Here is a 25273-nt window from a genome sequence, read left to right on the forward strand (position 1 = left end):
CGTCCCCTGCCGATGGTCAGCGCCGGGTTGTCCAGCGCGAAGCCTGGCTTGCCCAGCAGCATGCGCGCATGACTTGCGGTCAGCCGCATCGGACTGTCACCGCTGCGTCCGGCCAGGTCGACCTCTTTCAGGTCGACGCCGCCCGATACGCCTGCGGGGCCCACGGCGAGCATCGCTCCACCGACTGGGCACAAAGTCTGGTGCGTCTGCCCCAACGCGAAATTGCCATAGCGCGCCTCGACCAGCGACAGCGGCACGCAATCGGGATTGACCGAAACCGTGCCATTGGCCGCGACCCGGCCAGTGACTGGCAGGCTAAGGCCGCGCAGCCGTCCGTCTGGCAACGGGCCGTCCAGCCGCATCGCGGTCCGGAACCGGGTCGCACCGTCGGGATCGGCGGAAAAGCGCACCCGATCAAGCGCCAGCCGCGCATCGCCGGCGGTGTAGGGATCGACAAATAATTCGCCGCCAAAGCCGCCGCCCGGCCGCCGCGCCAGACGCAGCGCGGCACGGGGAAGACCGCCCCCGTCCGCCGTGATCGCGCCATCAAGCGCCCAGTCGATGCCCGCTGCCTTGCCTGGCCAGGCTATCGTCATCTGCCCGCCTTGCGCAATGGCGATACGCGCGCCGCTGCGCGCATCAAGGGCGGCGTCGGTGATCGCCAGACTGCCCACGCCCGCTTTCTGCACCAGCGCCAGAGTGGTGCTGATCCGATTGCCCGCGCCAGCACGCTCCACCGCGTCCGCCAGCTTGGCCGCCAGCGGCGCGACCGGCGTGCCCGCGGCCCCGCTGCGCAACCCAGCGAGTGGATCACGCCCCGGCAGGCGCAGATTGTCGCCGTTCAACTGGCCCTGAAAGCGGGTTTCCGGGCCGATCGCCCATTGCCCGGCCAACGATGTGCGACCCAACGTCGCGCCGCGTCCGCCAAGGCCCGCCGCATCCAGGCGCATTCGGCCGGTCGTGCGCGCGGCGCTGCCGTCGAAATCGACATGGGCCTTGGGCGACGCCAGCACCATGCCGCCGCCACGCAGCGCTCTGCCCGACAGATCGGCGCGCCCGGTCCAGCGATCCAGCGCCTGACCCAGCGTCAGGTCGATACGCGCTGCCGGTTGCGCCAGCGCGGCGCCCGCATCCCGACAGGCCAGCGCATCGGCGGTGACAGGCCCGGCCACACGCGGCTTCCCGCCGTCCATCGCGATATCGAGCGACGCGCGCATCATGGTGAGCACGCATCCCGCCATGGCCGCACGGGGCATCGCCGCCGCCAGCTGCCCCCGGAAGCCCGACTGGAGATTGCCCGCGCCGTCCATCTCCATGCCGATCGGGCCGGCATCGGTATCCAGCATCATGCGCGCATCGTTCAGTGCGACCTTGATGTCCGGCAGGCTGAACGGCGCCGTCGAATTGGGATCACGGAACTGGTCCAGATCGCCGAGTTTCAGCACGCCGTCATGCAACGAGCCGCGCAGCCGCACGCCGCCCGCCCGCACCGCGGCCACCTGGGGCGTCAGGCCGGCAAAGGCGATGTCCACCTCCACCCAGCGCGCGGTCAGGTCGGGGCGGGCAGGATCGCCCAATATGATATTTTCGATCCGCTGCGTGCGCAGGCCGACATCGACCAGGTCATAGCGCGCCTGAACGCCCCGCCGGTTGAGCTCACGCGTAACGAAATTCTCGGCGATCGGCGCGCGCTGCGTCCACAGGCCGGCCAGCAGCAGCGCCAGCGACCCCGTACCCACGCCCAGCCAGCGCAGCCATGCCCGGCGAACCGCTTCTTCGCCGTCTTCTTCTTCCATGCCTATGGCCAACCCCGGCTTCGCTGCGACACTGATGATCCGTAACGGGATCATAACGTCCCGTCGCTCCTAAATATCCTTGCCCCGTGATTCCGCAACGCATAGCGTCGGGTCCACAGGTTCAGGGGACAGGAATTTGGCCGAACAGGATGCGAAAGCCGCGCATGACGGGGCCGGGCACCGCGCCCGCCTGCGGCAGAAACTGGCCGATGCTGGCGGCGAAGCGCTGCTGGATCATGAACTGATCGAATATCTGCTGGCGCTCGCCATCCCGCGCCGCGACACCAAGCCGTTGGCCAAGCTGCTGCTGCGGGAATTTGGCGGCATCGGCGGCCTGATGACCGCCGACTGGCAGGCGATCGCCCGCGTACCCGGCATGGGCGACACCAGTGTCGCCGCGATCAAGATCGTGCAGGCGACCGCGCTGCGGATGCTGCGAAACGAAGTGGCGGCCCGGCCCGTGCTCGCCAACTGGCAGGCCCTGCTCGACTATCTGCGCGCCGACATGGCCCATCTGGGCGTCGAGCGGGTGCGGGTGCTGCACCTCAACAGCCGCAACATGCTGATCCGCGACGATCATATGGGCGACGGATCGATCGACCAGGCGGCGATCTATACCCGCGAGGTCATCCGCCGCGCCATTGACCTGGGGTCTGCGGCGCTCATCCTGGTCCATAATCACCCGTCCGGCGACCCATCGCCCAGCAGACAGGATATCGACGTCACCCGCCAGATCATCGACGCGGGCAAGCGGCTTAACATCAGTGTCCACGACCATGTCATCATCGCGGGCCAGGGCCATGTCAGCCTGCGCGCCAAGGGCCTGCTCTAGCCCCCGCCGCGCGCGTCACATGGTCAGCACGATCTTCCCGAAATGGGCGCCCGAATCCATGCGCGCATGGGCCTTGGCCGCGTCCGCCATGTCGAACCGCTGGTCCATCGCCGGGCGCAGCCGCCCTTCCGCGACGAAGGGCCAGACCGTGCGGACCAGTTCGTCGGCGACCAGGCTCTTGAACCCCACCGATCGCGCGCGCAGCGTCGACGCGGTCAGCGTCAGGCGGCGCTGCATGATCTGCGGAATGAAGATTTCCGCCTTCGCCCCGCCCAGCACCGCGATCGACACATGGCGGCCGTCTTCCGCCAGGCAATCGAGATTGCGCGCCACATAATCGCCGCCAACCATGTCGAGCACCGCCTGGCACCCCTTGCCATCGGTGATCCGCTTCACCTCCGCGACGAAATCCTGTGTCTTGTAGTTCACCGCATGGGCAGCGCCCCATTCCAGCGCCTGCGCGCATTTGTCGTCATTGCCGCAGGTGACGATGATGGTGACGTCGAACAGGCGGCACAGGCTGATCGCCATGGTGCCGATGCCGCTGGTGCCGCCATGCACCAGCACCGTGTCCCCTGGCGCTGCATAGGCGCGCTCGAACAAATTGGTCCACACCGTGAACAGGGTTTCGGGCAGCGCGGCGGCCTCCACCAGATCATAGCCCGGCGGAATCGGCAGGCATTGGCCCGCCGGCGCGACCGCATATTCGGCATAGCCCCCGCCCGCCAGCAGCGCGCAGACCTGCTGGCCGATCAACTGGTCCGCGCCGCCGCCCGCCGCGACGATGGTCCCGGAAACCTCCAGCCCCGGAATGTCCGAAGCGCCCGGCGGCGGCGGATATTTGCCCTGCCGTTGCAGCACGTCCGGCCGATTGACCCCGGCGGCCGCGACCCGGATCAGGACTTCCCCCTCGCCCGGCGCCGGCACCGGGCGCCGCTGCGCCACCAACGCCTCTGGCCCGCCGGGCGCGGCGATGCCGATCGCCGTCATCTCCGCCGGAATGGAATAACCGTCCGCCATCTTGCTGTCCCCCGCCTGTGGCTTGTGCCAGGCGCCCGCCTCAAATCGGCAGGCCGTTGCGGCGCCCTTATTGACAGACTGGCCCCAAGGGTCAACATTGCCGACATGGACTTGGATGACGATCTGCCGCGCAAGGGCGATGATCCGCTGGCCCGCCTGATCAAACAGGATCTGGGGCCATTGTCCATGAGCGAACTGGAAAACCGCATCGCCGCCCTGGAGGCGGAGATTGAACGAACCAGACGCCACAAGGATAGCGCCGTTAACCATAAGGCAAGTGCCGAGGCGCTATTCAAGCGATGAACCGACGCCCCGCTCCCAGCGCCCTTCAGGGCTTCTTCGGGCTTGGGCAGTCTGGCAATTCCGCTGATCGGGGGTCGCGCCTTGATCCAGCGTCGAGCAATGCCGACATGGGGTTCGATGACGCTCCCGTGACAGGGAGCATGGAGTAGAACAGACATGCCTTCTTTCGCAGCCGCCCTCGAAACAACCCTGCACAACGCGCTGACGCACGCGTCGGAGCGCCGGCACGAATATGCGACGCTCGAGCATCTTCTGCTCGCGCTGATCGACGATGACCATGCGTCGAAGGTGATGCAGGCGTGCGGCGTGGAACTGGGCGAGCTGGGCGACGCCGTCACCCATTATCTCGACACCGAACTGGACAGCCTCAAGGTGGAAGGGTCGTCCGACCCCTCGCCCACCAGCGGTTTCCAGCGCGTCGTGCAGCGCGCCATCCTGCATGTCCAATCCTCCGGCAAGGATGAAGTGACCGGCGCCAATGTGCTGGTTGCGCTGTTTTCCGAGCGCGAATCCTATGCCGTCTATTTCCTGCAACAGCAGGATATGAGCCGTCTCGATGCCGTCAGCTTCATCAGCCACGGCGTCGGCAAGGGCACGCCCACGCCCGAGCGTCAGGAGACCAAGGGCACCGCCGAGGAGGAAAAGAAGGTGCAGGACGGCAAGGGCAAGAAGGACAGCGCGCTCGACCAGTTCACTGTCAACCTTAATGAGAAGGCGGACCGGGGCAAGGTCGACCCGCTGATCGGCCGGTCGGCCGAAGTGGACCGCACCGTGCAGATCCTCTGCCGCCGATCAAAGAACAACCCGCTCTATGTCGGCGATCCGGGCGTGGGCAAAACCGCGATCGCGGAGGGTCTGGCGCGCAAGATCATCGAAGGCGACGTGCCCGACGTGCTCAAGGAAGCGGTCATCTATTCGCTCGACATGGGCGCGCTGCTGGCCGGCACCCGCTATCGCGGCGATTTCGAGGAGCGGCTGAAGGCGGTCGTCACCGAACTGGAAAAAATGCCGCATGCGGTGCTCTTCATCGACGAGATTCACACCGTCATCGGCGCGGGCGCGACCAGCGGCGGCGCGATGGATGCGTCGAACCTGCTCAAACCCGCTTTGTCGGGCGGCACGATCCGCTGCATCGGATCGACCACCTACAAGGAATTCCGCAATCATTTCGAAAAGGACCGCGCGCTGCTGCGCCGGTTCCAGAAGATCGACGTCAACGAACCCACGATCGACGACACCATCAAGATTCTGGCGGGCCTGCGCTCGGCGTTCGAAGAACATCACAGCGTCAAATATACGCCCGACGCGATCAAGGCGGCGGTCGAGCTTTCAGCGCGCTACATCAACGATCGCAAGCTGCCCGACAAGGCGATCGACGTGATCGACGAGGTTGGCGCGATGCAGATGCTGGTCGTGCCGTCCAAGCGCAAGAAGACGATCACCCCCAAGGAGATCGAGCAGGTCATCGCTACGATGGCGCGCATCCCGCCCAAGACGGTGTCGTCCGATGACAAGAGCGTGCTCGAATCGCTCACCACCGACCTCAAGCGCGTGGTGTTCGGCCAAGACAAGGCGATCGAAGTCCTGTCCTCCGCGATCAAGCTGTCGCGTGCGGGCCTGCGCGATCCCGACAAGCCGATCGGCAACTATCTCTTCTCCGGCCCTACTGGCGTCGGCAAGACGGAGGTTGCGCGCCAGCTTGCGACGCTGCTCGGCATCCCGCTCCAGCGGTTCGACATGTCGGAATATATGGAACGCCATTCGGTCAGCCGGCTGATTGGCGCGCCTCCGGGCTATGTCGGCTATGATCAGGGCGGCCTGCTGACCGATGCGGTCGATCAGAATCCGCACAGCGTGCTGCTGCTCGACGAGATCGAGAAGGCGCATCCCGACCTGTTCAACATCTTGTTGCAGGTGATGGACAATGGCCGCCTGACCGATCATCACGGCAAGACCGTCGATTTCCGCAACACCATCCTCATCATGACCACCAATGCCGGTGCATCGGACATGGCGAAGGAATCGATCGGCTTTGGCGAGCTCACCCGCGACGATGTGCAGGAAGATGCGGTCAAGAAGCTCTTCACGCCCGAATTCCGCAACCGCCTCGATGCGATCGTGCCCTTCGGCTACCTGCCGCCCGAAATCGTCGCTCGTGTGATCGACAAGTTCGTGCTGCAACTCGAACTGCAACTGGCCGACCGCGACGTCCACATCACTTTGGATGACGACGCCAAGGCGTGGCTCACGAAGAAGGGCTATGACAAGCTCTATGGCGCGCGCCCGATGGGCCGCCTGATGCAGGAAAAGATCAAGCAGCCGCTCGCCGAGGAATTGCTGTTCGGCAAGCTGGTCCACGGTGGCGAGGTCCATGTCCATATGAAGGACAGCGACGGCGTCGAAGCCCTCGCCTTCGAAATCACCCCCGCCGCCCCGAAAAAGGGGAAGAAAGGCGGCAAAGCGAAGGCGCCCGCGGGCACCAAGTAAGCAGTGTTGCGAAACTGAATAAAAAGGCGGCTCGCAAGGGTCGCCTTTTTTGCCAGGGGTGACGCGTAGCAATTGGGCTTGAGCCCCCAGCCCCACCAACCTTTTGCCCTTTTTCATAGTTCGGCAAAGGATCAGCAACAGGGCTTTCCTACATCTGCGGTGACGACCGCGCGCAAAAGCGCGGCGTTCAATGCAGGAGACCAACATGAGCATCCTTTTCGCCCTGGCGGCTGCGGCCGCGACCCACAGCGTCACGGTGCAGCATCATGGCCAGCCGATCGCCGCCACCTATACCGCCCGCATCGACGTGCGCAGCAAGACTGTCGGCGCGAAGACCCCCAATCGCATGGATATGCAACGGTGCCGCTGGAGCGCGACCATCATGGTCGATCGCAAGCTCGACCACGGCCCGGCGCTCGCCCGCACCATCGCCACGGACCAAACATTCTCTGGCAGCGAAGCGGGCGCGTGCACGCCCGGTCGCAATCCCGCCGAACAAGCCCTTGCCAATCATCGCGAAAAGATAGAGGCGCATCTTGTGGCGGCGGCGAAGGCTGACCACGGCGTTCTGCTCGCTGAACTGGACTCGGTACGCAATCTTGCCTCGAATTGACTTTCTCACTCGTACGACATGGCTGGGGGCATTGCTGCTTGCCGGCCATGTCGCTCCGGCCGCCGCGCAATATGCCGCCGGCCCCACCATCACGCTGGAGGCCGCGAGCGACGAACGCCGCCGGGGCCTCAGCTGGAGCGACGGCGATCCTGTGGTGCGCGGCAGCGTGTCGGTGCCGGTCGCGCCGGGCCTCAGCCTTGACGGCGCGGCAACGACGCTCTGGGGCAGCGACCGCCATGGCGGCGCGGATGCCGTTCTTGACTTGGGCGGCACCTATGCCCGGCAACTGGGCGGCCTTCGCCTGACCGCCGAGGGCCGCTATCATATCTTCCCCGGCGCGGACGATAGCGGCGAAGGCTGGGGCTATGGAGAAGTGGGCGCGATCGCCGGCTTTTCACTCGGCCCGGCCAGCCTGGACCTTGGCGCGCGCTACGCCCCGCGCCAGTCCGGCATCGGCGGCGACAATCTCTACCTGTCCTCCAGCGCAGCGGTCGGCATCCCCGGAACCCCGCTGACTTTGTCGGGCCATGTCGGCCGATCGTCGGGCGAAACGCGCAATCCCATACGCGCCGCGCGCCTGCGTCCGGCTGGCGATTATTGGGATCATGGCGTCGCGCTCGACTGGTATCGCGGCCGCTGGTCCGCGGGCCTGCGCTATGCCGATAGCGACATTGACGCGCCCGACAGCGCCCATGCCGGCGCGACCCTGATCGCAAGGGTCGGCCTCACCCTTTAAGGCAGCCATAGCAACGCTATCCGGCCGCCAGCGCCTCTGCTAAAAGGGGCTGGAAAGGGAGCAAGCCGTCATGCCTGTCGAAATCACGATCCTCGCCTGGGGCATGATCTTGCTCCTCGTCCATATCTTCGCCGCCGGCCATGCCAAGACGAAGCAATATGGCCCGAAATGGAATATGGGCGCGCGCGACGAAAGCCTGCCGCCGCTCAATCCCGTCGCCGGCCGCCTTTGCCGAGCGGAGGCCAATTATCGCGAAACGCTCCCCCTTGCCATCGTCGCCCTGCTGGGCGTGGTGCTGGCCGGGCGCACCAGCGAATGGACGGCGCTGGGGGGATGGATCTGGCTTGGCGCGCGGGTCGTCTATTTGCCGCTCTATGGCTTTGGCGTGCCCGTGGTCCGCTCGATCATCTTTCTCGCCAGCCTTGTCGGCCTGCTCATCGCGCTCTGGCCGCTGCTCGGCTTCTAGCGCGTCGTCCTGCTTGCCTGCGCCCGCTCCCGCCGCTAAGCGCGCGCCCCATGACAGCGCATAAATCCGGCGACCCGACCACCCTCAACCGCCTCTATGGCCGCCAGTCCGGGCCAAGGCTGCGCAAGGGCCAGCAGGAGCTGGTCGACACGTTGCTGCCCGCCATTTCGGTGCCCGCGCAGGGGCCGGTGACGGCGGCCGACCTGTTCGGCTATGATCGCCCGCTCCATTTCGAAATCGGCTTTGGCGGCGGCGAACATATGGCCTGGCGCGCCGACCTGCTGCCCGATCATGGCTTCATCGGCTGCGAACCCTTCCTGAACGGCGTCGTGCAGGCGCTCGGCCATGTCCGCGACAAGGCGCTGGGCAATGTCCGGCTACATATGGGCGACGCGCTCGACGTGCTCTCGCGCATTCCCGACGGCGCGCTCAGCTTCGTCTATCTGCTTCACCCTGACCCCTGGCCCAAGGCGCGCCACGCCAAGCGCCGCATGATGAACCCCGGCCCGGTCGCGATGATCGCGAAAAAGCTCAAGCCCGGCGGCGAATTCCGCTTCGGCACCGATCATCCCGTCTATCTGCGCTGGGCGCTGATGGTGATGAACGGCCATCCCGATTTCGACTGGCTGGCGCACGAGCCTAAAGATTTCCAGAACCGCCCCGGCGGCTGGCCCGAAACCCGTTACGAGGCCAAGGCGCGGCGGCTGGGCCATGAGGTCTGGTATTTCAAATTTAGGCGTACAGCCGCCAACCCTGGCGTATAATTGTCATCCTAGATCAATAACTTACCTCGACATACACTTCCTAACGTAGCACTCGGTTTCCGCCACGATGTTTGCCGGCTGGTTGCTGAGAGCACAGGAAAGGTATGGTCATGGCGACTGGAAAAATCCGTGAAGTTCGCTTTCGTGCATAGCTGGCGGCATCGCTGGCCCGTTGAACTGCTCTGCCGTGTCATGCTTGTCAGTGAGCGTGGTTATCGTTCCTGTCGCTCGCGCCCGATCAGTTGCCGGGTCGTGGGCTGGGCGGTCAGCGACAGGATGAAAAAGGATCTGGCGATCCGGGCGCTGGATATGGCGGTGCGCCTTCGCCAGCCCCCCATGGCTGCATTTTTCATTCCGATCGCGGCAGCCAATATTGCTCCTATGGCTATCAGAAGAAATTGCAGGCCTACGGCCTGCGTCCATCAATGAGCGGCAAGGGTAATTGCTACGACAACGCCTCTGTCGAAACGTTCTTCAAATCTCTGAAGGCCGAACTCATCTGGCGGCAGCGATGGCCAATGCGACGGCAAGCGGAAGCAGCCATCTTCCAGTATATCAACGGCTTCAACAATTCCCGTCGCCGCCATTCATATCTGGGCGGCATCAGCCCGCTCGCCTTCGAAGCCAAGGTGGCATAATGAGATAAGTGACCGGCGCAAAAGCGTTACAAGTCCAGTATGTCGGTCAAGCACGTTACGAAACCTGCGAGCAGCGCCACTTCGCCTGTTTCAGGACGGACGACTATGTGCTGCGTCCATGCAATCCTCCTCTCCAAAGGAAAGCGGTCCGTTCCGATCGCATCGGACAGGGGCACAGCCTCGCTGTGGTCAGTTCTGCGGTACATGCCTGCCAGCCCCGCGACGGATTTAGGCTGCACAAACGCGGCGCGACGCAGCCTGTCACAGGCCGGAAAATCTAGAACGTATCGCCGGGAATACGTATCCAGCCTTCCATGAGGATACGGGCGCTCCGGCTCATAATGGCCTTGGTCACCGACCAATGGCCATCTTCCAGGCGCGCTTCTGCGCCGACCCGCAAAGTCCCGGAGGGATGCCCAAACCGCACCGCCTGACGCTCCCCGCCGCCTGCCGCCAGATTGACGAGCGTACCGGGAACCGCCGCCGCCGTGGCAATGGCGACGGATGCGGTGCCCATCATCGCATGGTGCAGCTTGCCCATGGATAGTGCGCGGACGAGCAGATCGATATCCTCGGCGGTGATCGTCTTGCCGCTCGAGGACGTGTAGCTGGTGGCGGGCGCGACGAAGGCAATACACGGCGCGCGCAGGCTTCTCGCGGCATCTTCGGGCGCCTTGAACAGACCCATCTTGAGCCCGCCGGCGATGCGCAAGGCCTCGAACCGCCGCAGGGCGGCCTGATCGCCATTGATCGCCTCTCGCAGCTCCGTGCCAGCATAGCCGATGTCTGCCGCGTTGACGAAAATAGCGGGGATGCCCGCGTTTATCAGCGTCGCCTCGATCTTGCCGCCAGGAACCACGTCTTCCGGCACATCGAGTTCGTCGATGAGGTTGCCGGTCGGGAACGTGGATCTGCCCTCGTCGCCGTCCTCAGCCGGGTCGAGAAATTCAAGGACGATTTCGGCGGCGGGAAAAGTCACGCCATCCAGTTCGAAATCGCCGGTTTCCTGAACCTCTAGGCCATTTGGGCCGTCGGTCACCGGGACATACGTGATGATCGTCTTGCCAATATTGGCCTGCCAGATGCGAACCGTGACGATACCCTGTTCGGCCCGCGCCGGATCGACATAGCCGGCGTGGATGGCAAAGGCTCCCGCAGCGGTCGAAAGATTGCCGCAATTGCTCGACCAATCGACGAAGTCGGTATCGATCGCGATCTGGCCGTAGAGATAGTCGACATCATGACCGGGCTGCGTGCTGGGGGAGACAATGACGCATTTGCTGGTGCTCGAAGTTGCGCCGCCCATACCGTCGATATGCGCGGCATAAGGATCGGGGCTGCCGATCACCCGCTGGAACAGCTTGTCGCGTGCGATGCCGGGGACCCGCGTCGGTTCGGGCATGTCTTCGAGGCGGAAGAAGACACCCTTGCTCGTCCCACCCCGCATATAAGTGGCGGGGATGCGGATTTGCGGCAGGCCAGACTTAATAGGCGACATCACGCAACGCCTTTTTCGGAAGCCAGGAAATCCTTGGCGAAGCGCTGGAGAACCCCGCCGGCCTCATAGATCGAGACCTCCTCGGCGGTGTCGAGGCGGCACCTGACGGCTGTGCTGATTTTCTGGCCGTCGCGGCGGTGAATGTGAAGGTTGAGCGTCGCACCCGGTTGGCGGTCGCCCAGCACATCGAAAGTCTCGGTCCCATCCAGGCCCAGGGTCAGGCGCGTGGTGCCCGGTTCGAACTCGAGCGGCAGCACGCCCATGCCGATGAGGTTGGTCCGGTGGATGCGCTCGAACCCTTCCGCCACGATCGCCTCGACCCCCGCGAGGCGCACGCCCTTCGCCGCCCAGTCACGCGACGATCCTTGGCCATAATCGGCGCCGGCGATGATGATCAGCGGCTGTCGGCGGTCGAGATAGGTCTCGATCGCCTCCCACATGCGCATGACCTTGCCGTCGGGTTCGACGCGCGCGAGCGAACCTCTCTTCACCGCGCCGTCGACCACGGCCATCTCATTGATAAGCTGTGGATTGGCGAAGGTCGCACGCATGGCGGTGAGATGGTCGCCGCGATGCGTGGCGTAGCTGTTATAATCCTCTTCCGGCACGCCCATTTTCGTGAGGTACTCGCCCGCTGCCGAGCTGGCGAGGATGGCGTTCGACGGGGAGAGGTGGTCGGTCGTGATGTTGTCCGGCAGGATAGCGAGTGGACGCATGCCCTTGAGGCTGCGCGGATTGGCGGCGAGCGCGCCCACGCCCTCGGTGTCCCAATAGGGCGGCCGACGAATGTAGGTCGATTGCGGTCGCCAGTCGTAAAGGGGATCGGCCTTGCCGGTGTCGCGGGCGGCGAACATCGGCTCGTAGATTTCCCGGAACTGCTCCGGCTTCACGGACGCTGCGACGATCGCATCAATCTCTTCATCGCTCGGCCACAGGTCCTTGAGACGGATCTCCCTGCCATCCACGAGCCCCAACACGTCCTGCTCGATGTCAAAACGCACCGTGCCCGCGATCGCATAGGCGACCACCAGCGGCGGCGAGGCGAGGAAGGCCTGCTTTGCATAGGGGTGGATGCGACCGTCGAAATTGCGGTTCCCTGACAGCACGGCGGCGGCGTAGAGGTCGCGCTCGATGATCTCGTCCTGAATCGCTGGATCGAGAGCGCCGGACATGCCGTTGCAGGTCGTGCAGGCATAGGCGACGATGCCGAAGCCGAGCTTCTCCAGCTCGGGTAGCAGCTTCGAATCCTTCAGGTAAAGCCGCGCCACCTTGGAGCCGGGCGCGAAGCTGGTCTTCACCCAGGGCTTGCGGACGAGGCCCAGCGCGTTCGCTTTCTTAGCGAGCAGACCGGCGGCGACGACATTGCGCGGGTTGGAGGTGTTGGTGCAACTCGTGATCGCTGCGATGATGACCGCGCCATCGGGAAGCAGGCCCTGCTTTTCCTCAGCGACCGCCTTGTCGAGATTGACGGCGATCTCGCGCTCCGCGAGCGCAGAGGTCGGCAGGCGCTTGTGCGGGTTGGACGGGCCGGCCATGTTGCGCACGACGCTCGACAGGTCGAACTCCAGAACGCGCTTATATTCGGCAGTCTTGAGCGCATCGGCCCAGAGCCCGGTGTGCTTCGCGTAGGTCTCGACCAGCGCGACCTGTTCCGGCTCACGCCCTGTGAGGCGCAGATAGTCGATGGTTTGGCTGTCGATATAGAACATGGCGGCGGTCGCGCCATATTCCGGGCACATGTTCGAGATGGTCGCGCGGTCGCCAATGGTGAGGCTGTCCGCACCCTCTCCGAAGAACTCGACCCAGGCGCCGACCACACGTGCCTTGCGCAGGAACTCAGTGATGCCGAGAACGATGTCGGTCGCGGTGATGCCGGGCTGGCGCTGGCCGGTCAGTTTTACGCCGACGATGTCGGGCAACCGCATCATCGAGGCGCGGCCGAGCATGACGGTCTCGGCCTCCAGCCCTCCGACGCCGATCGCGATAACGCCGAGCGCATCGACGTGCGGCGTATGGCTATCGGTGCCAACGCAGGTGTCCGGGAAGGCGACACCGTCGCGGACCTGCACAACGGGCGACATCTTCTCCAGATTGATCTGGTGCATGATCCCGTTGCCCGCCGGGATGACGTCCACATTCTCGAACGCCTTCTTGGTCCACTCGATGAAGTGAAAGCGATCTTCGTTGCGGCGATCCTCCACCGCGCGGTTCTTCTCGAACGCTTGCCGATCGAAGCCGCCAAATTCGACGGCCAGGCTATGGTCTACGATGAGCTGGGTTGGAACAACGGGGTTCACCTTGGCTGGATCGCCGCCTTCATCGGCTATGGCGTCGCGCAGGCCCGCGAGATCGACGAGTGCCGTTTGCCCCAGAATGTCATGACAAACGACGCGCGCAGGATACCAAGGGAAATCGAGCGTGCGCTTGCTTTCTGCAATTTGCCGCAGCGCTTCGGGCAACAGCGCCGTATCGCAGCGCCTGACGAGCTGCTCGGCAAGAACCCGCGACACATAGGGGAGCTTGTCGTAAGCACCAGGTCGGATGGCATCGATCGCTGCGCGCGCATCGAAATAGGTGAGGTCGGTGCCGGGAAGCGGCTGGCAAAAAGCATCATTCATCGGCGCAAATCTCTACAGGGCAATTTTTCAGAGTCGAAAATCCTTACCCGCACGCGCGAGGGAGCCGACACCTCTGAAAAGGCGAAGATTTGCGAAGGAAAAGCTGCAAATCGGCGAACTTTGCAAATTTCCCGGACGTTCTAAGTTTGCGGGCGATAGGGCTTGGGTTTGCCGTGCTCGTCGACCGAAACCATTTCAAACTGGCCCTTCACCGCTTGGCTGCGATAACCGGTCGAAAGGGTTTCGCTGATCATCTCAACCTCGACGGTCATCGAGGAACGCCCATCCCGCGTGACATAGGCGTGCAGCTCTACGAGTTGGCCGACCGAGACGGGATGGTGAAACGCGATTTGCTCGGACCGCGCCATGACCACGGCAGCGCGTGCATGATGGCTTGCCGCGATGAAGGCAGCCTCGCCCATGAGGCTCAGCGCCGTGCCCCCAAAGAGCATGCCATAGCGATTGGCCTACTTGGGAAAGACCATTTCGCACAATCGCGTCTCCGACGCGGCGGGATGTGTTTCCAACTCTGTCATTCCCAGGGTTCCTTCAGCAAGAGCGCGTGAAATCACAGCCCCTAGCCGATGACCATAGCTGAATTGGCGAACCCTGCTGGGGGCGATTCAGCGAAGTCGCGAAGATTGCGAAATCCTACGCCGCCTGTGATGCGACGGCGCTAAACTGTTGGTCGGCGTAGCGCCGTGCCAGGACCGCGCAGACCATGAGCTGGATCTGGTGAAAGAACATGAGCGGAAGGATGATGCCGCCCACCTGCGACGTGGCGAACAGGACGCCGGCCATGGGCACGCCGGAGGCGAGACTCTTCTTGGACCCGCAGAACTGAAGGACGATCCGGTCTTCTCAATTGAAGCCCAGCCAGCGCCCAAGAAAGTGGCTGAAGGAAAGGACGACCGTCAACAGCAGGCCTGACAAAAGCGCTATTATGAGCAGATCAGCGCAATGATCGAACTTGGACACCAGGATCAGGACTTTGACGGACTGACCGGTTGGCACCAGCTTCCAGTCCATGGCAAATTCATCATCGAGTTTTGCAACCCCGTCTGCCATCACCGATCGTTCGCAATCGCTTTCGAAGACGGTGCGGAGGAAGAAGCGCCCTGTTTCCCTGTCTTCAAACTGGCGCGATTCCACAATATTGCCGCTATGCTCAAAATGAGACCGCTGACATGATGAACAATGCCGGGATGGTCCGGGCAATTGATCACCGGCGTGTACGATCGAGGCATTCAGCGTTCTCCGGAAAGGGAAGCGGCCAGCCTACGTCGCGATCCAGCCTGTCCTTTCACAATATGGCTGGATCACGACGTGCTGACATTGATCGAAACGGATGGGGTTCAGGGCTTGTCGCCAAACGCCAGCGACGTCTCCAACAGCGTCTCAGGCAGCGAGTTCTTGTCGGACGATTTCCGCGCCTGCGCCCAGAGCATCGAGCTTGCCCCTCGCCACACGACGGGACAGTGGCGCCATGCCGCAATTGGTGCTGGGGTAGAGCTTGTCGGCATCCACGAATTGCAGTGCCTTCCTGAGGGTGTCGGCCACTTCTTCCGGCGTCTCGACAGTATCCGTCGCCACGTCGATGGCACCGATCATCACCTTTTTGCCCCTGATGAGTTCGATGAGATCCATCGGAACATGGGAATGATGGCATTCCAGCGAGATGATATCGATCCTGGACTTCTGTAGATTGGGGAAGGTTTTCTCATACTGCCGCCATTCCGATCCCAGGGTCTTCTTCCAGTCGGTATTGGCCTTGATGCCATAGCCATAGCAGATGTGGACCGCCGTTTCGCACTTTAGCCCCTCGGCCGCCTTCTCCAGAGTAGCGATTCCCCAGTCGTTTGCCTCGTCAAAGAAGACATTGAACGCCGGCTCGTCAAACTGGATGATGTCGACGCCCGCAGCCTCCAACTCCCTCGCTTCCTGATTGAGGATCTTGGCGAACTCCCATGCCAGCTTTTCGCGGCTTTTATAGTGGGCGTCGTAGAGCGTATCGATCATCGTCATGGGGCCAGGCAGCGTCCATTTGATCGGCTGATCGGTTTGTGCTCGCAGAAACTTCGCGTCCTCGACGAAAACCGGATTGGGACGGGAGACAGCGCCAACGACCGTCGGCACGCTTGCATCATAGCGATTGCGGATTCTGACGGTTTCGCGCTTTTCAAAATCAACGCCGCTGAGATGTTCGACAAACGTCGTGACGAAGTGCTGGCGCGTCTGCTCGCCATCGCCGACGATGGTGATGCCCGCCTGGCGCTGATCTTCCACGGCCAGGCGCAAGGCATCCTGCTTGCCCCCAACCAGTTCCTCGCCCTCCAGCTTCCAGGGCGACCAAAGTATCTCAGGCTGGGCAAGCCAGGACGGCTTTGGCAAGCTGCCAGCGGTGGACGTGGGCAACAATATTCTCATGGATTGGTGACCTTATATTCTCGAATGATCAAAGGGCGAAAGCGGCGGACCATTGCTCAAGCACGGCCCGATGGGGCTTGATGAAGCACTCCTCGGCGAACTTCCCCTGTTCGACAGCCAGCCTGCTCCGTTCCTCCCGGTCATAGACAATGCGGGTGAGCGAATAGTCCTGATACTTCAAGCTAGGCTGATAATGCTCAGCCGCCGCGGAATTGGCGTTGTAAATCTCGGGCCGATAGATTTTCTGGAAGGTCTCCATCACGCTGATCGTGCTGACCAACTCGAGACTGGAGTAATCGCCGAGCAGTTCGCCCATATGATAGAAAGCATAGGGTGCCACGCTGTTCGGCGGCATGAAGTAGCGGACCTTCATGCCCATCTTGGCGAAATACTCGTCGGTCGCGGAGAATTTGTCGTTGCGATACTCGATCCCTAAAATGGGGTGCTCGTTCGCGGTCCGGTGATAGACCTCCTTGCTCGATACGCTCAGGCATATGACCGGCGGCTTGCCGAAATTGTCGCGATAGGCGCGCGAATTCAGGAAATGCTTGAACAGCTTTCCATGCAGGTCACCAAAATCGTTCGGAGCGCCCGCATCGGGGTGGCTCTGCATATACGCCGGCAGAACGACGCTAAAATCATAGTCTCGCACATAAGAGGAGAAATTGTTGCCCACCATGCCGGCGATGCGTTCGCCCGTTTTGCTATCGATAATCGTCGTCTGAAGGATTTCGATCAGAGGGAAGACGGTGTCGCTGTCTTCTGAATCGATGCGCATTTCGGCGGTAATGATCTCAAGCTCGACCGCATATCGGTCGCCTTTGGGGTTGTCCCAATGCGCCAGGGAGTTGAATCGATTGTCGATCATCCGCAACGTATTGCGCAAATTCTCCCGGCGGCTCTCCCCCCTCGCCAAGTTGGCAAAGTTGGTCGTAATGCGCGTATTCTCGGCAGGACGATAATTCTCGTCGAAAGCGATACGGCTGATGCTGAACTCAAAGTCTTGGTGCGCCATGGCGTAATGTCCTAATTTCACGCTAGTCACAGGCATGCGAGGTCTCCTTCGGGCCAGCGCGTCGACCGGTCCGTCATGGTTCTGGAATTGTGTGGGATTGGGGCGCGCGCCGCGTCAGCCGAGGATCAGCACGGCGCGCAGGCGCATTCGTCGAAAGACGACGGAGCGAAACAGGATTGAAGACATCGACCGATCACCTGCTTTGCCGGGCGGTAGGGTCGTAGGAAGAGCGCGCCGGACGTAGAAGGCCCGGATGGCGATATGCCACGAGCCTGCTTCAAGCGCGATCCGCCGGAGGAACCCCCGTCCGAGGAACGTTATGCCGTCGAAGGCAGGTCTCCTGGCTTGCGGGTCATCGCAATGGCTCCGGCCTTCCCGAGCCTCGTGCAAAAGCTCAGTGACACAAAATGGAGCCACCACTCGCCGCTTACAGTTGCGGGGGCAGCGCCGGACTCTGCCCAAAGGGCACCACCGGCTTCCCGTCTTAGCCCCGCCGTCATGCCTGAAGCGGGGAACCTCGACAGGCTCCTTCAACAGCATCGGGAGGCTGCTGTCAAGCGACATATAAAGATTTCTTTATATGCTTCTGCTGAGGGGAGTCTTGAGCGCTCTATTTCCGGTTGGAAACGGAGCGCCTTTCAATTCGAAAGGCCGAGGCCCCAGCCTAGAGGCGGCGGCGATCTCCTGGTCAGGCCTCGGCCATTCGGTCGCCTTCCCGCCAGCGAGCCAGCATTGCGTGATCGGCAAGAATGCGCTCGGCCGCCAAAACCGAGCCGGTGGGGATCGCGTTCGGAGCGTTCAGCCATTTGAGATGGATTAGGGGCCTTGTCATCACCGTCTCAACAATCATGTAGCTTGCGAATCAGGCTGCGGGATAAGGGGCCAAGGTGCTTCGATTCTCGTCTACCGCCACCGCCCGCCCGATTGCAGGGAAGGCGCGTTGCGGGCACGCTGGACGTTCACAGACCTTGCAGCCAGCTCCGATCGGCGTCGCCGCTGCTGGATCGTCCAAATCCAGTCCCCGCGAATAGATAAGCCGCGAGGCGTGACGAATGTCGCAGCCCAGTCCGACCGCAAATGTCTTGCCCGGCACGTCGAAGCCTGCGTTGCCACTGCTGACCGTTCGCGCAATCCACAGGTAAGTACGGCCGTCAGGCATTTGCGCGATCTGACGGAGGACCCGGCCTGGTTGCGTGAAAGCCTCGTAGACCTTCCACAGTGGGCAGCTTCCGCCGACACGGGAGAAATGGAAATCGGTTGCCGATTGTCGTTTGGAGATATTGCCGGCACGATCGACCCGCACAAAGAAGAAGGGGATGCCACGGGCCTCGGCGCGTTGGAGCGTCGAGAGCCGATGGCAGATCGTCTCGAAGCCGACTCCGAACCGGCGCCCGAGCTTTTCGATATCATAGGCCTCGGCCTCGGCGGCGGCGAGGAAATCACCATAGGGCAGGATGAGTGCTCCCGCGAAATAGTTGGCCAGACCCACCCTGGCCAGTCTCCGCGCTTCGTCGCCCGACAGTAGGCTGTTATCGGCCAGCCGGTCGATGACGCTGCCCAGTTCCAGAAATGCCAGTTGGGTCGCCATCTGGAAGGCCTGTTGGCCCTGATGTAGATGGGCCGAGACGTGCAACGTCCGTGTCGCGGGGTCATACCGGCGCTGAGCCGTATCGCTCTCACCCCAGACAATCTGAACATCGTGGCGGTCCTTCAGCCAAGCAACGAGTCCAGGGTGGACCGAGTGTGGCGCTAGACCCGCCTCTCGATAAATTCGCTCCGCTGCTTCATCGAGTGGCTTGACATGATTGTGCCGGGCATAGAAAAAGTCGCGCACTTGCTCGAAGGCCATCCGTGCCGGACCGCCGCTGATCCAATCGTCTCCCAACTGGGCAGCCATCGCTTCGCTGCGCTCGGCGGCCTCCCGATAACGGCGGTGCAGGGATATGAGCGTCCTTCCCACCGCGGGCATGTTCGTCGCCAGCTCGCGGATTTCCGCGACCGAGATCGCCTCCGCGCTATCGGACAGCGCGTCACGCAGTTCGGTGATGAGGCGCGCTTCCTCATCCTCTGAAAAGAGCTGGACGTCGACGCCAAAGACCGCGTTGATCTTGAGCAGCACTGGGACTGTCAACGGCCGCTGGTTCTGTTCGAGCTGATTGAGATAGCTCGACGAGATGCCGAGCGCATTGGCCAGGTCGACCTGCTTGAGCTTCCGTTCCTCGCGCAGCCGCCGCAGCCGCACCCCCATAAAGGCTTTCCGCATGTTCCTGCCCAATCTTCGCAAACTTTGCTAATTTGCAGCATTTCATCCGCAAATCTTCGCACATTCAGACATTTCTAGCGTAACAGATAATGCGGATGTTGCGAAGCCATGAAGAATTCTACGGCAAGGCAGCAATGATGAAGGGCAAGATCGCCGAGGGCGCAATCTGCTACACGGGCGACCTGTTCGATCCGGCGCGTGAAATATTCGCTGAACTATTATGCCGGCATAGCGAGCGATCTTAAGAAGGCCGAGTGCCAGGTTCTTGCGATCACGGATATGGCTGGTCTGATACGGCCCCCAGCGGCACGAGCGTTGATCGCTGCATTGCGCGATGTCACCGACCTGCCGATCCACCTCCATACGCACGACACCTCCGGCATCGCAGGCGCGACCCTTATCGCCACCGCCGAGGCGGGCGCTGATGCGATCGATGTCGCGACGGATGCAATGTCGGGAACAACGTCACAGCCCTGCCTGGGATCGGTGGTCGAAGCGCTGCGCTACACAACCGCGACACCGGTCTCGACGCCGAGGCAATCCGGAGGATCAGCTTCTATTGGGAGGGTGTTCGCGGGCTCTATGCGCCGTTCGAGAGCGATCTGCGCTCAGGCGCGTCGGAGGTCTATCTCCATGAAATGCCAGGCGGTCGGTTCACGAACCTGAAGGAACAGGCCCGCTTGCTGGGCCTCGCCAGCCGCTGGCACGAAGTGGCGCGCGCCTATCGCGAAGCCAATGATCTGTTCGGCGATATCGTCAAAGCCACGCCCTCGTCGGGCGACAGCATCGAGGCAAAGGATCTGCTGCTCGTCTTGGAATGAGGGTTGCCAGCATCTGCACCAGCAGCAAAAGACTTCGCCGCTTCCGCGATCGCACTATGCCGCGAGGTTTCTCAGCACATAGGGCAGGATGCCACCATTCTGGAAATAGGCGAGTTCCTCGGCGGTGTCGATCCGACATAATGTTTGGAGCCGGAAGGATAATCCGTCCGACCATCGGCCTTCGACCATGACGGTCTGGCGCGGTTGCAGGTCCGACAGGCCGGTAATAGTGAACTGTTCGTTTCCTTTCAGCCAGTAAGTATGGCGATTGACGCCCTCGGCGAACTGAAGCGGCAGCACACCCATCCCGACGAGATTGGAACGGTGGATACGCTCGAAGCTCTCCGCGATAACCGCGCGCACACCTAGCAGGGCCGTGCCCTTGGCCGCCCAGTCGCGCGAGGAGCCGGTGCCATATTCCTTGCCGGCGAGGACAATGAGAGGCGTTCCCGCCGCCTTGTGCCGCATGGCTGCTTCGTAGATCGGGAGCGTCTCGCCGTCGAACAGCGTGTTGCCGCCTTCTGCACCGCCCATCATTTCATTGCGGATGCGGATATTGGCGAAGGTGCCGCGCATCATGATTTCATGATTGCCCCGGCGGCAGCCATAGCTGTTGAAATCGACAGGCTGCACCTGTCGTTCGATGAGCCATTGCCCGGCCGGCGAAGCCGGTTTGATCGAGCCGGCCGGCGAGATGTGGTCGGTCGTGATGGAATCGCCGAAGATGGCGAGCGTACGGGCCTCGACGATATCAGCGACCGGCGCGGCCTCGCGTTCCAGTCCATCGAAGAAGGGCGGATTGGCGACATAGGTCGATGCAGTCGGCCAGTCATAGGTGTCGCCCTGCTTCACCTCAAGCGCCTTCCAGCGATCGTCGCCCGCATAGACATTGGCATAGCGGCTGGCGAACATCTCGGCGTCGATGGCCGAGGACATAGTGGCCTGCACTTCCGCATTGGTCGGCCAGACATCTTTCAAATAGACGGGCTGCCCATCGGTGCCGGTGCCAAGAGACTCAGTCGCGATATCGCGCGAGACGGTGCCGATCAGCGAATAGGCGACGACGAGCGGCGGCGAAGCCAGGTAATTGGCGCGCACATCGGGTGAAATCCGTCCCTCGAAGTTCCGGTTGCCGGACAGGACCGCCGCTGTCACGAGGCCATTGTCGTTGATCGTCTGGGAGACGGCAGGATCGAGCGAACCCGAATTGCCGATGCAGATCATACAGCCATAGCCGGTCAGATTGAAGCCGAGCGCATCGAAATCCTCCTGCAGCCCGGATCGCACCAGATAGTCGGTAACGACCTGGCTGCCGGGCGACAGCGTCGTGCGAACCCACGGCTTGGGCGCCAAGCCCAGCGCGCGCGCCTTGCGCGCCACCAGTCCAGCAGCGACAAGGACGGAGGGATTGGACGTATTGGTGCAACTCGTAATCGCCGCGATCGCGATATCGCCATGGCCGATACTGAAATCTTTCTGATCCACAGCGACCCGCCGGTCCAGCTCGTCGCCTTTGCCATATCCAGCAGCCAGCTCGGTCCGAAAGCCTTCCGCGGCCTGGGTCAGCAATACCCGGTCCTGCGGACGACGGGGTCCGGCCACCGACGGCAATACGGTCGCGAGATCGAGTTCAAGCGTCTCGGTAAATACCGGGTCGGGCGTCGTGGCATCCCGCCACATGCCCTGCGCCTTGGCATAGGCCTCCACGAGCGCGATGCGATCTTCGCTGCGGCCGGTGAGGCGGAGATAGGTGATCGTGGCGTCATCGACCGGGAAGAAGCCGCATGTGGCGCCATATTCGGGTGCCATGTTGGCGATCGTGGCACGATCGGCGAGCGGCAGGGCGTCGAGCCCCGGCCCATAAAATTCGACGAAGCGGCCGACCACGCCGTGCGCGCGGAGCATCTGGGTCACTGTCAGGACGAGATCGGTGGCTGTCACGCCTTCGGTCAACGTGCCGGACAGCCGGAAGCCGACAACATCGGGGATCAGCATCGATACCGGCTGGCCGAGCATAGCCGCTTCGGCTTCGATCCCGCCCACACCCCATCCCATGACGCCGAGGCCGCTGACCATGGTGGTATGGCTGTCCGTGCCGACGCAGGTGTCAGGATAGGCGACCGTGACGCCTTTCGCATCCGTGCTGGTCCAGACGGTCTGGGCGATATGCTCCAGATTGACCTGATGACAGATGCCGGTGCCGGGCGGCACAACCTTCAGATTGTCGAGTGTCCTCGCACCCCATTTGAGGAAGGCGTAGCGTTCGGAATTGCGCTCATATTCGATCTCGACATTGCGCTCGAACGCATGGCTGCTGCTGGCCTCGTCTGCCATGACGCTATGGTCGATGACGAGATGGATCGGCACTTGCGGATTGATGCGTGATGCATCCGCGCCCCAACGGTTCATCGTGTCGCGCATCGCGGCCAGATCGACGATGCAGGGAACGCCGGTGAAGTCCTGCATCAGGACGCGGGCGGGCCGGTACTGGATTTCGCGATCCGACCGTCGATCCTTCTGCCAGTCGACCAGTGCGCGAATGTCATCGACTGTCACGCTGGCGCCGTCCTCGAAACGCAGGAGATTTTCGAGCAAAACCTTCAGGCTGAAAGGCAGGCGGCTCACGTCGCCGAATTTCGCGGCCACCTTGGGCAGACTATAATAGGCAAATGTCTCCCCGTTGACGGTGAGCCGGTCGCGCGTGCCGAGGCTGTCACTGCCTGTCGCTGTCATCGAATATCTTTCTCTTGCTTGTGCGGCGCGTGTCGGCCTCCCCGACGCGCGCGAGCGCGGGAAGGCCAGCGGTCACCGGTCATCGACAGAATGTCGGCTCAGGTCTGAGGAATGCCTTCCGGCACGATCGTCTTGACGATCGACGCATCGAGTTCCTCGAAAGCGTGGAGCCCGATGGTGTCGTACAACTCCTGGCGGGTCTGCATGCGCTCGACCTGGTTGTGCGTTCCGCCGTCGCGCTTGATGGCGGCATAGAGTTCGGCCTGCGCCTTGTTGGCGACACGCAGGGACGAGACGGGCCAGATCACCATCTTGTAACCCATCTGCTCGAACTCGTTCGCCGTGTAGAACGGCGTCTTGCCAAACTCCGTCATGTTGGCGAGGAGCGGCACGCCGGGCATGTCTTGCGCGAACTTCTCGAACATATCGCGCGTGATCAACGCTTCTGGGAAGATCGCATCGGCTCCCGCCTCGACATACAGCTTCGCGCGCGCAACTGCTGCATCATAGCCCTCGACCGCAGCAGCATCGGTGCGCGCGACGATGACAATGTCACGGCTCGCCCTCTTGGCTGCCGCCACCTTGGCCGCCATGTCATGCGGCGGAACAAGGTTCTTGCCGTTCAGATGGCCGCATTTCTTGGGCAGGATCTGATCTTCAAGATGCACGGCTCCCGCGCCCGCATCTTCGAAGGTGCGGACCATGTGCATGACGTTGAGTGCCTCGCCATAGCCGGTGTCGCCATCGACCAGGAGCGGCAGGCCGGAGGCGCGCACGATCTGGCGGATAAAGAAGGCGACTTCGTCCACAGTGATGATGCCGAGGTCGGGCAGGCCCATCGATGCGGTCATCGCCGCACCCGAAAGGTACAGTCCCTCAAACCCCGCCTGCTTTCCCTGGATCGCTGCCTGGCCGTTATGCGCGCCGGGAAGCTGATAGATGCCCGGACGGGCGAGCGCTTCGCGGAAACGCTGACCGGCGCTGGTGTTGGGAAGTTCGTCTGCAATCAGATAGGGCATGATGCCTCCTTAAGCGTGCGCTTCGCTACGTTCGGCGAGCGGCACGAATTCGAGATTTTCCGGGCCAGTATAATTGGCCGAGGGCCGGATGATCTTGTTGTCGACGCGCTGCTCGATCACATGCGCCGCCCAGCCGCTGGTGCGCGCGATAACGAAGAGCGGCGTAAACATCGCCGTCGGCACGCCCATGAGGTTGTAGGACACCGCCGAGAACCAGTCGAGGTTCGGGAACATGGTCTTGGCGTCCCACATCACGCTCTCGATCCGCTCCGCCACCGCGAACTGGCGCTGCGCACCGGCTTCGTCGGCCAAGCTCTTGGCAACACGCTTGATAACGACATTGCGCGGATCGGAGATGGTGTAGACCGGATGGCCGAAGCCGATCACGACCTCCTTGGCCTCGACACGGCGACGGATGTCGGCTTCCGCCTCGTCAGGCGTCGCGTAGCGCTTCTGGATCTCATAGGCGACCTCGTTCGCGCCGCCATGCTTGGGACCGCGCAGCGCGCCGATGGCGCCGGCGATCGCCGAATACATGTCCGAACCGGTGCCGGCGATCACCCGCGCGGCAAAGGTCGAGGCGTTGAATTCATGCTCGGCATAGAGGATCAGCGAGGTGTGCATGGCACGCACCCAGCTCGCCGACGGCGCCTTGCCATGGAGGAGGTGGAGGAAATGGCCGCCAATGCTGTCGTCGTCGGTCTCCACCTCGATGCGGCGGCCATGATGGGCGTAGTGATACCAGTAGAGCAGGACCGAACCGAGTGACGCCATGAGCCGATCGGCGATATCGCGCGCGTCGGGTAAGTTGTGGTCGTGCGTCTCGGGCAGGACACAACCGAGGGCGGAAACGCCTGAGCGCATCACATCCATCGGATGGGCGGCCGCCGGGATCGCCTCCAGCGCGCTCTTCACCGAATGCGGCAGGCCGCGCAGTCCCTTGAGCTTTGCCTTGTAGGAGATGAGCTGCGACGGCGTCGGCAGTTCGCCATGCACCAGTAGATGCGCGATCTCCTCAAACTCCGCAGATTCTGCAATGTCGAGAATGTCATAGCCACGATAATGCAGGTCGTTGCCCGACTTGCCCACGGTGCAAAGCGCGGTGTTGCCGGCTGCAACACCGGACAAGGCCACCGATTTCTTCGGCTTGAATGCTACTTCGGCCATAGATTCCTCTTGCGTCATATAATACCGGCCGAAGCGGCGAGGCTCGGACAGTTGGTG

At 62.7% G+C, this 25273-nt stretch carries 21 protein-coding genes, 2 pseudogenes and 1 riboswitch; of the genes and pseudogenes, 10 read left to right on the forward strand and 13 right to left on the reverse strand.

From position 1 onward, the window contains the following. A partial coding sequence (locus SKA58_RS09065; RefSeq protein ID WP_442852450.1) for an intermembrane phospholipid transport protein YdbH family protein occupies positions 1 to 1796 on the reverse strand: 1796 nt, incomplete at its 3' end. Between the two features lie 136 nt (positions 1797 to 1932). Between SKA58_RS09065 and radC the strand changes: the two genes are divergently transcribed. Next, positions 1933 to 2628, forward strand: coding sequence for a RadC family protein (gene radC, locus SKA58_RS09070; RefSeq protein ID WP_009822109.1), 696 nt, complete (start codon positions 1933 to 1935; stop codon positions 2626 to 2628). A gap of 15 nt (positions 2629 to 2643) precedes the next feature. Here the strand turns inward: radC and SKA58_RS09075 are convergent, their stop codons facing one another. After that, on the reverse strand, positions 2644 to 3648 hold the full coding sequence (locus tag SKA58_RS09075) for an NAD(P)H-quinone oxidoreductase (RefSeq protein WP_037542810.1): 1005 nt from the start codon (positions 3646 to 3648) through the stop codon (positions 2644 to 2646). 105 nt (positions 3649 to 3753) lie between these two features. Between SKA58_RS09075 and SKA58_RS19435 the strand changes: the two genes are divergently transcribed. The 7 genes and pseudogenes from SKA58_RS19435 to SKA58_RS09105 all read left to right on the forward strand — a co-directional run. Then, positions 3754 to 3951, forward strand: coding sequence for a DUF1192 domain-containing protein (locus SKA58_RS19435; RefSeq protein ID WP_083784868.1), 198 nt, complete (start codon positions 3754 to 3756; stop codon positions 3949 to 3951). Positions 3952 to 4107: 156 nt separating this feature from the next. Beyond that, positions 4108 to 6438, forward strand: coding sequence for an ATP-dependent Clp protease ATP-binding subunit ClpA (gene clpA / locus SKA58_RS09080; protein WP_009822111.1), 2331 nt, complete (start codon positions 4108 to 4110; stop codon positions 6436 to 6438). A gap of 205 nt (positions 6439 to 6643) precedes the next feature. Continuing rightward, a complete protein-coding gene (locus SKA58_RS09085; RefSeq protein ID WP_037542812.1) occupies positions 6644 to 7051 on the forward strand; it encodes a hypothetical protein in 408 nt (135 codons plus the stop codon). Between the two features lie 31 nt (positions 7052 to 7082). Next, entirely contained in the window at positions 7083 to 7787 is a 705-nt protein-coding gene (locus tag SKA58_RS09090; RefSeq protein ID WP_009822113.1) for a TorF family putative porin, read from the forward strand. Between the two features lie 70 nt (positions 7788 to 7857). Continuing rightward, complete coding sequence (locus tag SKA58_RS09095) at positions 7858 to 8253, forward strand: MAPEG family protein (protein WP_009822114.1); 396 nt, start codon at positions 7858 to 7860, stop codon at positions 8251 to 8253. 50 nt (positions 8254 to 8303) lie between these two features. Next, a complete protein-coding gene (trmB, locus tag SKA58_RS09100; RefSeq protein WP_009822115.1) occupies positions 8304 to 9017 on the forward strand; it encodes a tRNA (guanosine(46)-N7)-methyltransferase TrmB in 714 nt (237 codons plus the stop codon). Positions 9018 to 9257: 240 nt separating this feature from the next. Further along, positions 9258 to 9655 (forward strand): annotated as a pseudogene (locus SKA58_RS09105) (IS3 family transposase); the annotation flags it as partial. A 277-nt stretch (positions 9656 to 9932) separates the two neighbouring features. Here SKA58_RS09105 and prpF read toward each other — a convergent pair. The 8 genes and pseudogenes from prpF to SKA58_RS09145 form a co-directional block, all read right to left on the reverse strand. Then, on the reverse strand, positions 9933 to 11153 hold the full coding sequence (gene prpF, locus SKA58_RS09115; RefSeq protein WP_009822118.1) for a 2-methylaconitate cis-trans isomerase PrpF: 1221 nt from the start codon (positions 11151 to 11153) through the stop codon (positions 9933 to 9935). After that, entirely contained in the window at positions 11153 to 13771 is a 2619-nt protein-coding gene (gene acnD, locus SKA58_RS09120) for a Fe/S-dependent 2-methylisocitrate dehydratase AcnD (protein ID WP_009822119.1), read from the reverse strand. Before acnD ends, prpF begins: the two co-directional genes overlap by 1 nt. Before the next feature lie 140 nt (positions 13772 to 13911). Continuing rightward, positions 13912 to 14223 (reverse strand): acyl-CoA thioesterase, encoded by a 312-nt coding sequence (locus tag SKA58_RS09125; protein WP_009822120.1) that lies wholly within the window; start codon positions 14221 to 14223, stop codon positions 13912 to 13914. 199 nt (positions 14224 to 14422) lie between these two features. Further along, positions 14423 to 14725: pseudogene (locus SKA58_RS19440) on the reverse strand (bile acid:sodium symporter); the annotation flags it as partial. Between the two features lie 444 nt (positions 14726 to 15169). Beyond that, complete coding sequence (locus SKA58_RS09135; protein WP_009822123.1) at positions 15170 to 16198, reverse strand: methionine synthase; 1029 nt, start codon at positions 16196 to 16198, stop codon at positions 15170 to 15172. 28 nt (positions 16199 to 16226) lie between these two features. Then, positions 16227 to 17213, reverse strand: coding sequence for a DUF1852 domain-containing protein (locus SKA58_RS09140; protein ID WP_009822124.1), 987 nt, complete (start codon positions 17211 to 17213; stop codon positions 16227 to 16229). A 313-nt stretch (positions 17214 to 17526) separates the two neighbouring features. After that, positions 17527 to 17748, reverse strand: a riboswitch (cobalamin riboswitch). A gap of 153 nt (positions 17749 to 17901) precedes the next feature. Further along, a complete protein-coding gene (locus tag SKA58_RS19850) occupies positions 17902 to 18063 on the reverse strand; it encodes a hypothetical protein (RefSeq protein ID WP_009822126.1) in 162 nt (53 codons plus the stop codon). 12 nt (positions 18064 to 18075) lie between these two features. Then, on the reverse strand, positions 18076 to 19476 hold the full coding sequence (locus SKA58_RS09145) for a short-chain fatty acyl-CoA regulator family protein (protein WP_037542360.1): 1401 nt from the start codon (positions 19474 to 19476) through the stop codon (positions 18076 to 18078). 198 nt (positions 19477 to 19674) lie between these two features. Between SKA58_RS09145 and SKA58_RS20050 the strand changes: the two genes are divergently transcribed. Both SKA58_RS20050 and SKA58_RS20055 read left to right on the forward strand, forming a co-directional pair. Then, positions 19675 to 20142 (forward strand): hypothetical protein, encoded by a 468-nt coding sequence (locus tag SKA58_RS20050; protein WP_198005934.1) that lies wholly within the window; start codon positions 19675 to 19677, stop codon positions 20140 to 20142. 14 nt (positions 20143 to 20156) lie between these two features. Next, positions 20157 to 20297, forward strand: coding sequence for a hypothetical protein (locus SKA58_RS20055; protein ID WP_232209391.1), 141 nt, complete (start codon positions 20157 to 20159; stop codon positions 20295 to 20297). 54 nt (positions 20298 to 20351) lie between these two features. On the opposite strand, the gene acnA is transcribed toward SKA58_RS20055, so the two are convergent. The 3 genes from acnA to prpC form a co-directional block, all read right to left on the reverse strand. Next, positions 20352 to 23030, reverse strand: a complete 2679-nt coding sequence (acnA, locus tag SKA58_RS09155; protein ID WP_009822130.1) for an aconitate hydratase AcnA — start codon at positions 23028 to 23030, stop codon at positions 20352 to 20354. Positions 23031 to 23128: 98 nt separating this feature from the next. After that, complete coding sequence (prpB, locus tag SKA58_RS09160; protein ID WP_009822131.1) at positions 23129 to 24049, reverse strand: methylisocitrate lyase; 921 nt, start codon at positions 24047 to 24049, stop codon at positions 23129 to 23131. 9 nt (positions 24050 to 24058) lie between these two features. Then, a complete protein-coding gene (prpC, locus tag SKA58_RS09165) occupies positions 24059 to 25216 on the reverse strand; it encodes a bifunctional 2-methylcitrate synthase/citrate synthase (RefSeq protein ID WP_009822132.1) in 1158 nt (385 codons plus the stop codon). Between the last annotated feature and the right edge of the window lie 57 nt (positions 25217 to 25273).

Source organism: Sphingomonas sp. SKA58 (assembly GCF_000153545.1).
GTDB lineage: Bacteria > Pseudomonadota > Alphaproteobacteria > Sphingomonadales > Sphingomonadaceae > Sphingobium > Sphingobium soli.

Coding starts and splice junctions, on each gene's coding strand:
- SKA58_RS09075 (WP_037542810.1), bottom strand. CDS start 3,648: ATGGCGGACGGTTATTCCATTCCGGCGGAGATGACGGCGATCGGCATC.
- SKA58_RS19435 (WP_083784868.1), top strand. CDS start 3,754: ATGGACTTGGATGACGATCTGCCGCGCAAGGGCGATGATCCGCTGGCC.
- clpA (WP_009822111.1), top strand. CDS start 4,108: ATGCCTTCTTTCGCAGCCGCCCTCGAAACAACCCTGCACAACGCGCTG.
- SKA58_RS09085 (WP_037542812.1), top strand. CDS start 6,644: ATGAGCATCCTTTTCGCCCTGGCGGCTGCGGCCGCGACCCACAGCGTC.
- SKA58_RS09095 (WP_009822114.1), top strand. CDS start 7,858: ATGCCTGTCGAAATCACGATCCTCGCCTGGGGCATGATCTTGCTCCTC.
- trmB (WP_009822115.1), top strand. CDS start 8,304: ATGACAGCGCATAAATCCGGCGACCCGACCACCCTCAACCGCCTCTAT.
- prpF (WP_009822118.1), bottom strand. CDS start 11,153: ATGTCGCCTATTAAGTCTGGCCTGCCGCAAATCCGCATCCCCGCCACT.
- acnD (WP_009822119.1), bottom strand. CDS start 13,771: ATGAATGATGCTTTTTGCCAGCCGCTTCCCGGCACCGACCTCACCTAT.
- SKA58_RS09125 (WP_009822120.1), bottom strand. CDS start 14,223: ATGCTCTTTGGGGGCACGGCGCTGAGCCTCATGGGCGAGGCTGCCTTC.
- SKA58_RS09135 (WP_009822123.1), bottom strand. CDS start 16,198: ATGAGAATATTGTTGCCCACGTCCACCGCTGGCAGCTTGCCAAAGCCG.
- SKA58_RS09140 (WP_009822124.1), bottom strand. CDS start 17,213: ATGGCGCACCAAGACTTTGAGTTCAGCATCAGCCGTATCGCTTTCGAC.
- SKA58_RS19850 (WP_009822126.1), bottom strand. CDS start 18,063: ATGATTGTTGAGACGGTGATGACAAGGCCCCTAATCCATCTCAAATGG.
- SKA58_RS09145 (WP_037542360.1), bottom strand. CDS start 19,476: ATGCGGAAAGCCTTTATGGGGGTGCGGCTGCGGCGGCTGCGCGAGGAA.
- acnA (WP_009822130.1), bottom strand. CDS start 23,030: ATGACAGCGACAGGCAGTGACAGCCTCGGCACGCGCGACCGGCTCACC.
- prpB (WP_009822131.1), bottom strand. CDS start 24,049: ATGCCCTATCTGATTGCAGACGAACTTCCCAACACCAGCGCCGGTCAG.
- prpC (WP_009822132.1), bottom strand. CDS start 25,216: ATGGCCGAAGTAGCATTCAAGCCGAAGAAATCGGTGGCCTTGTCCGGT.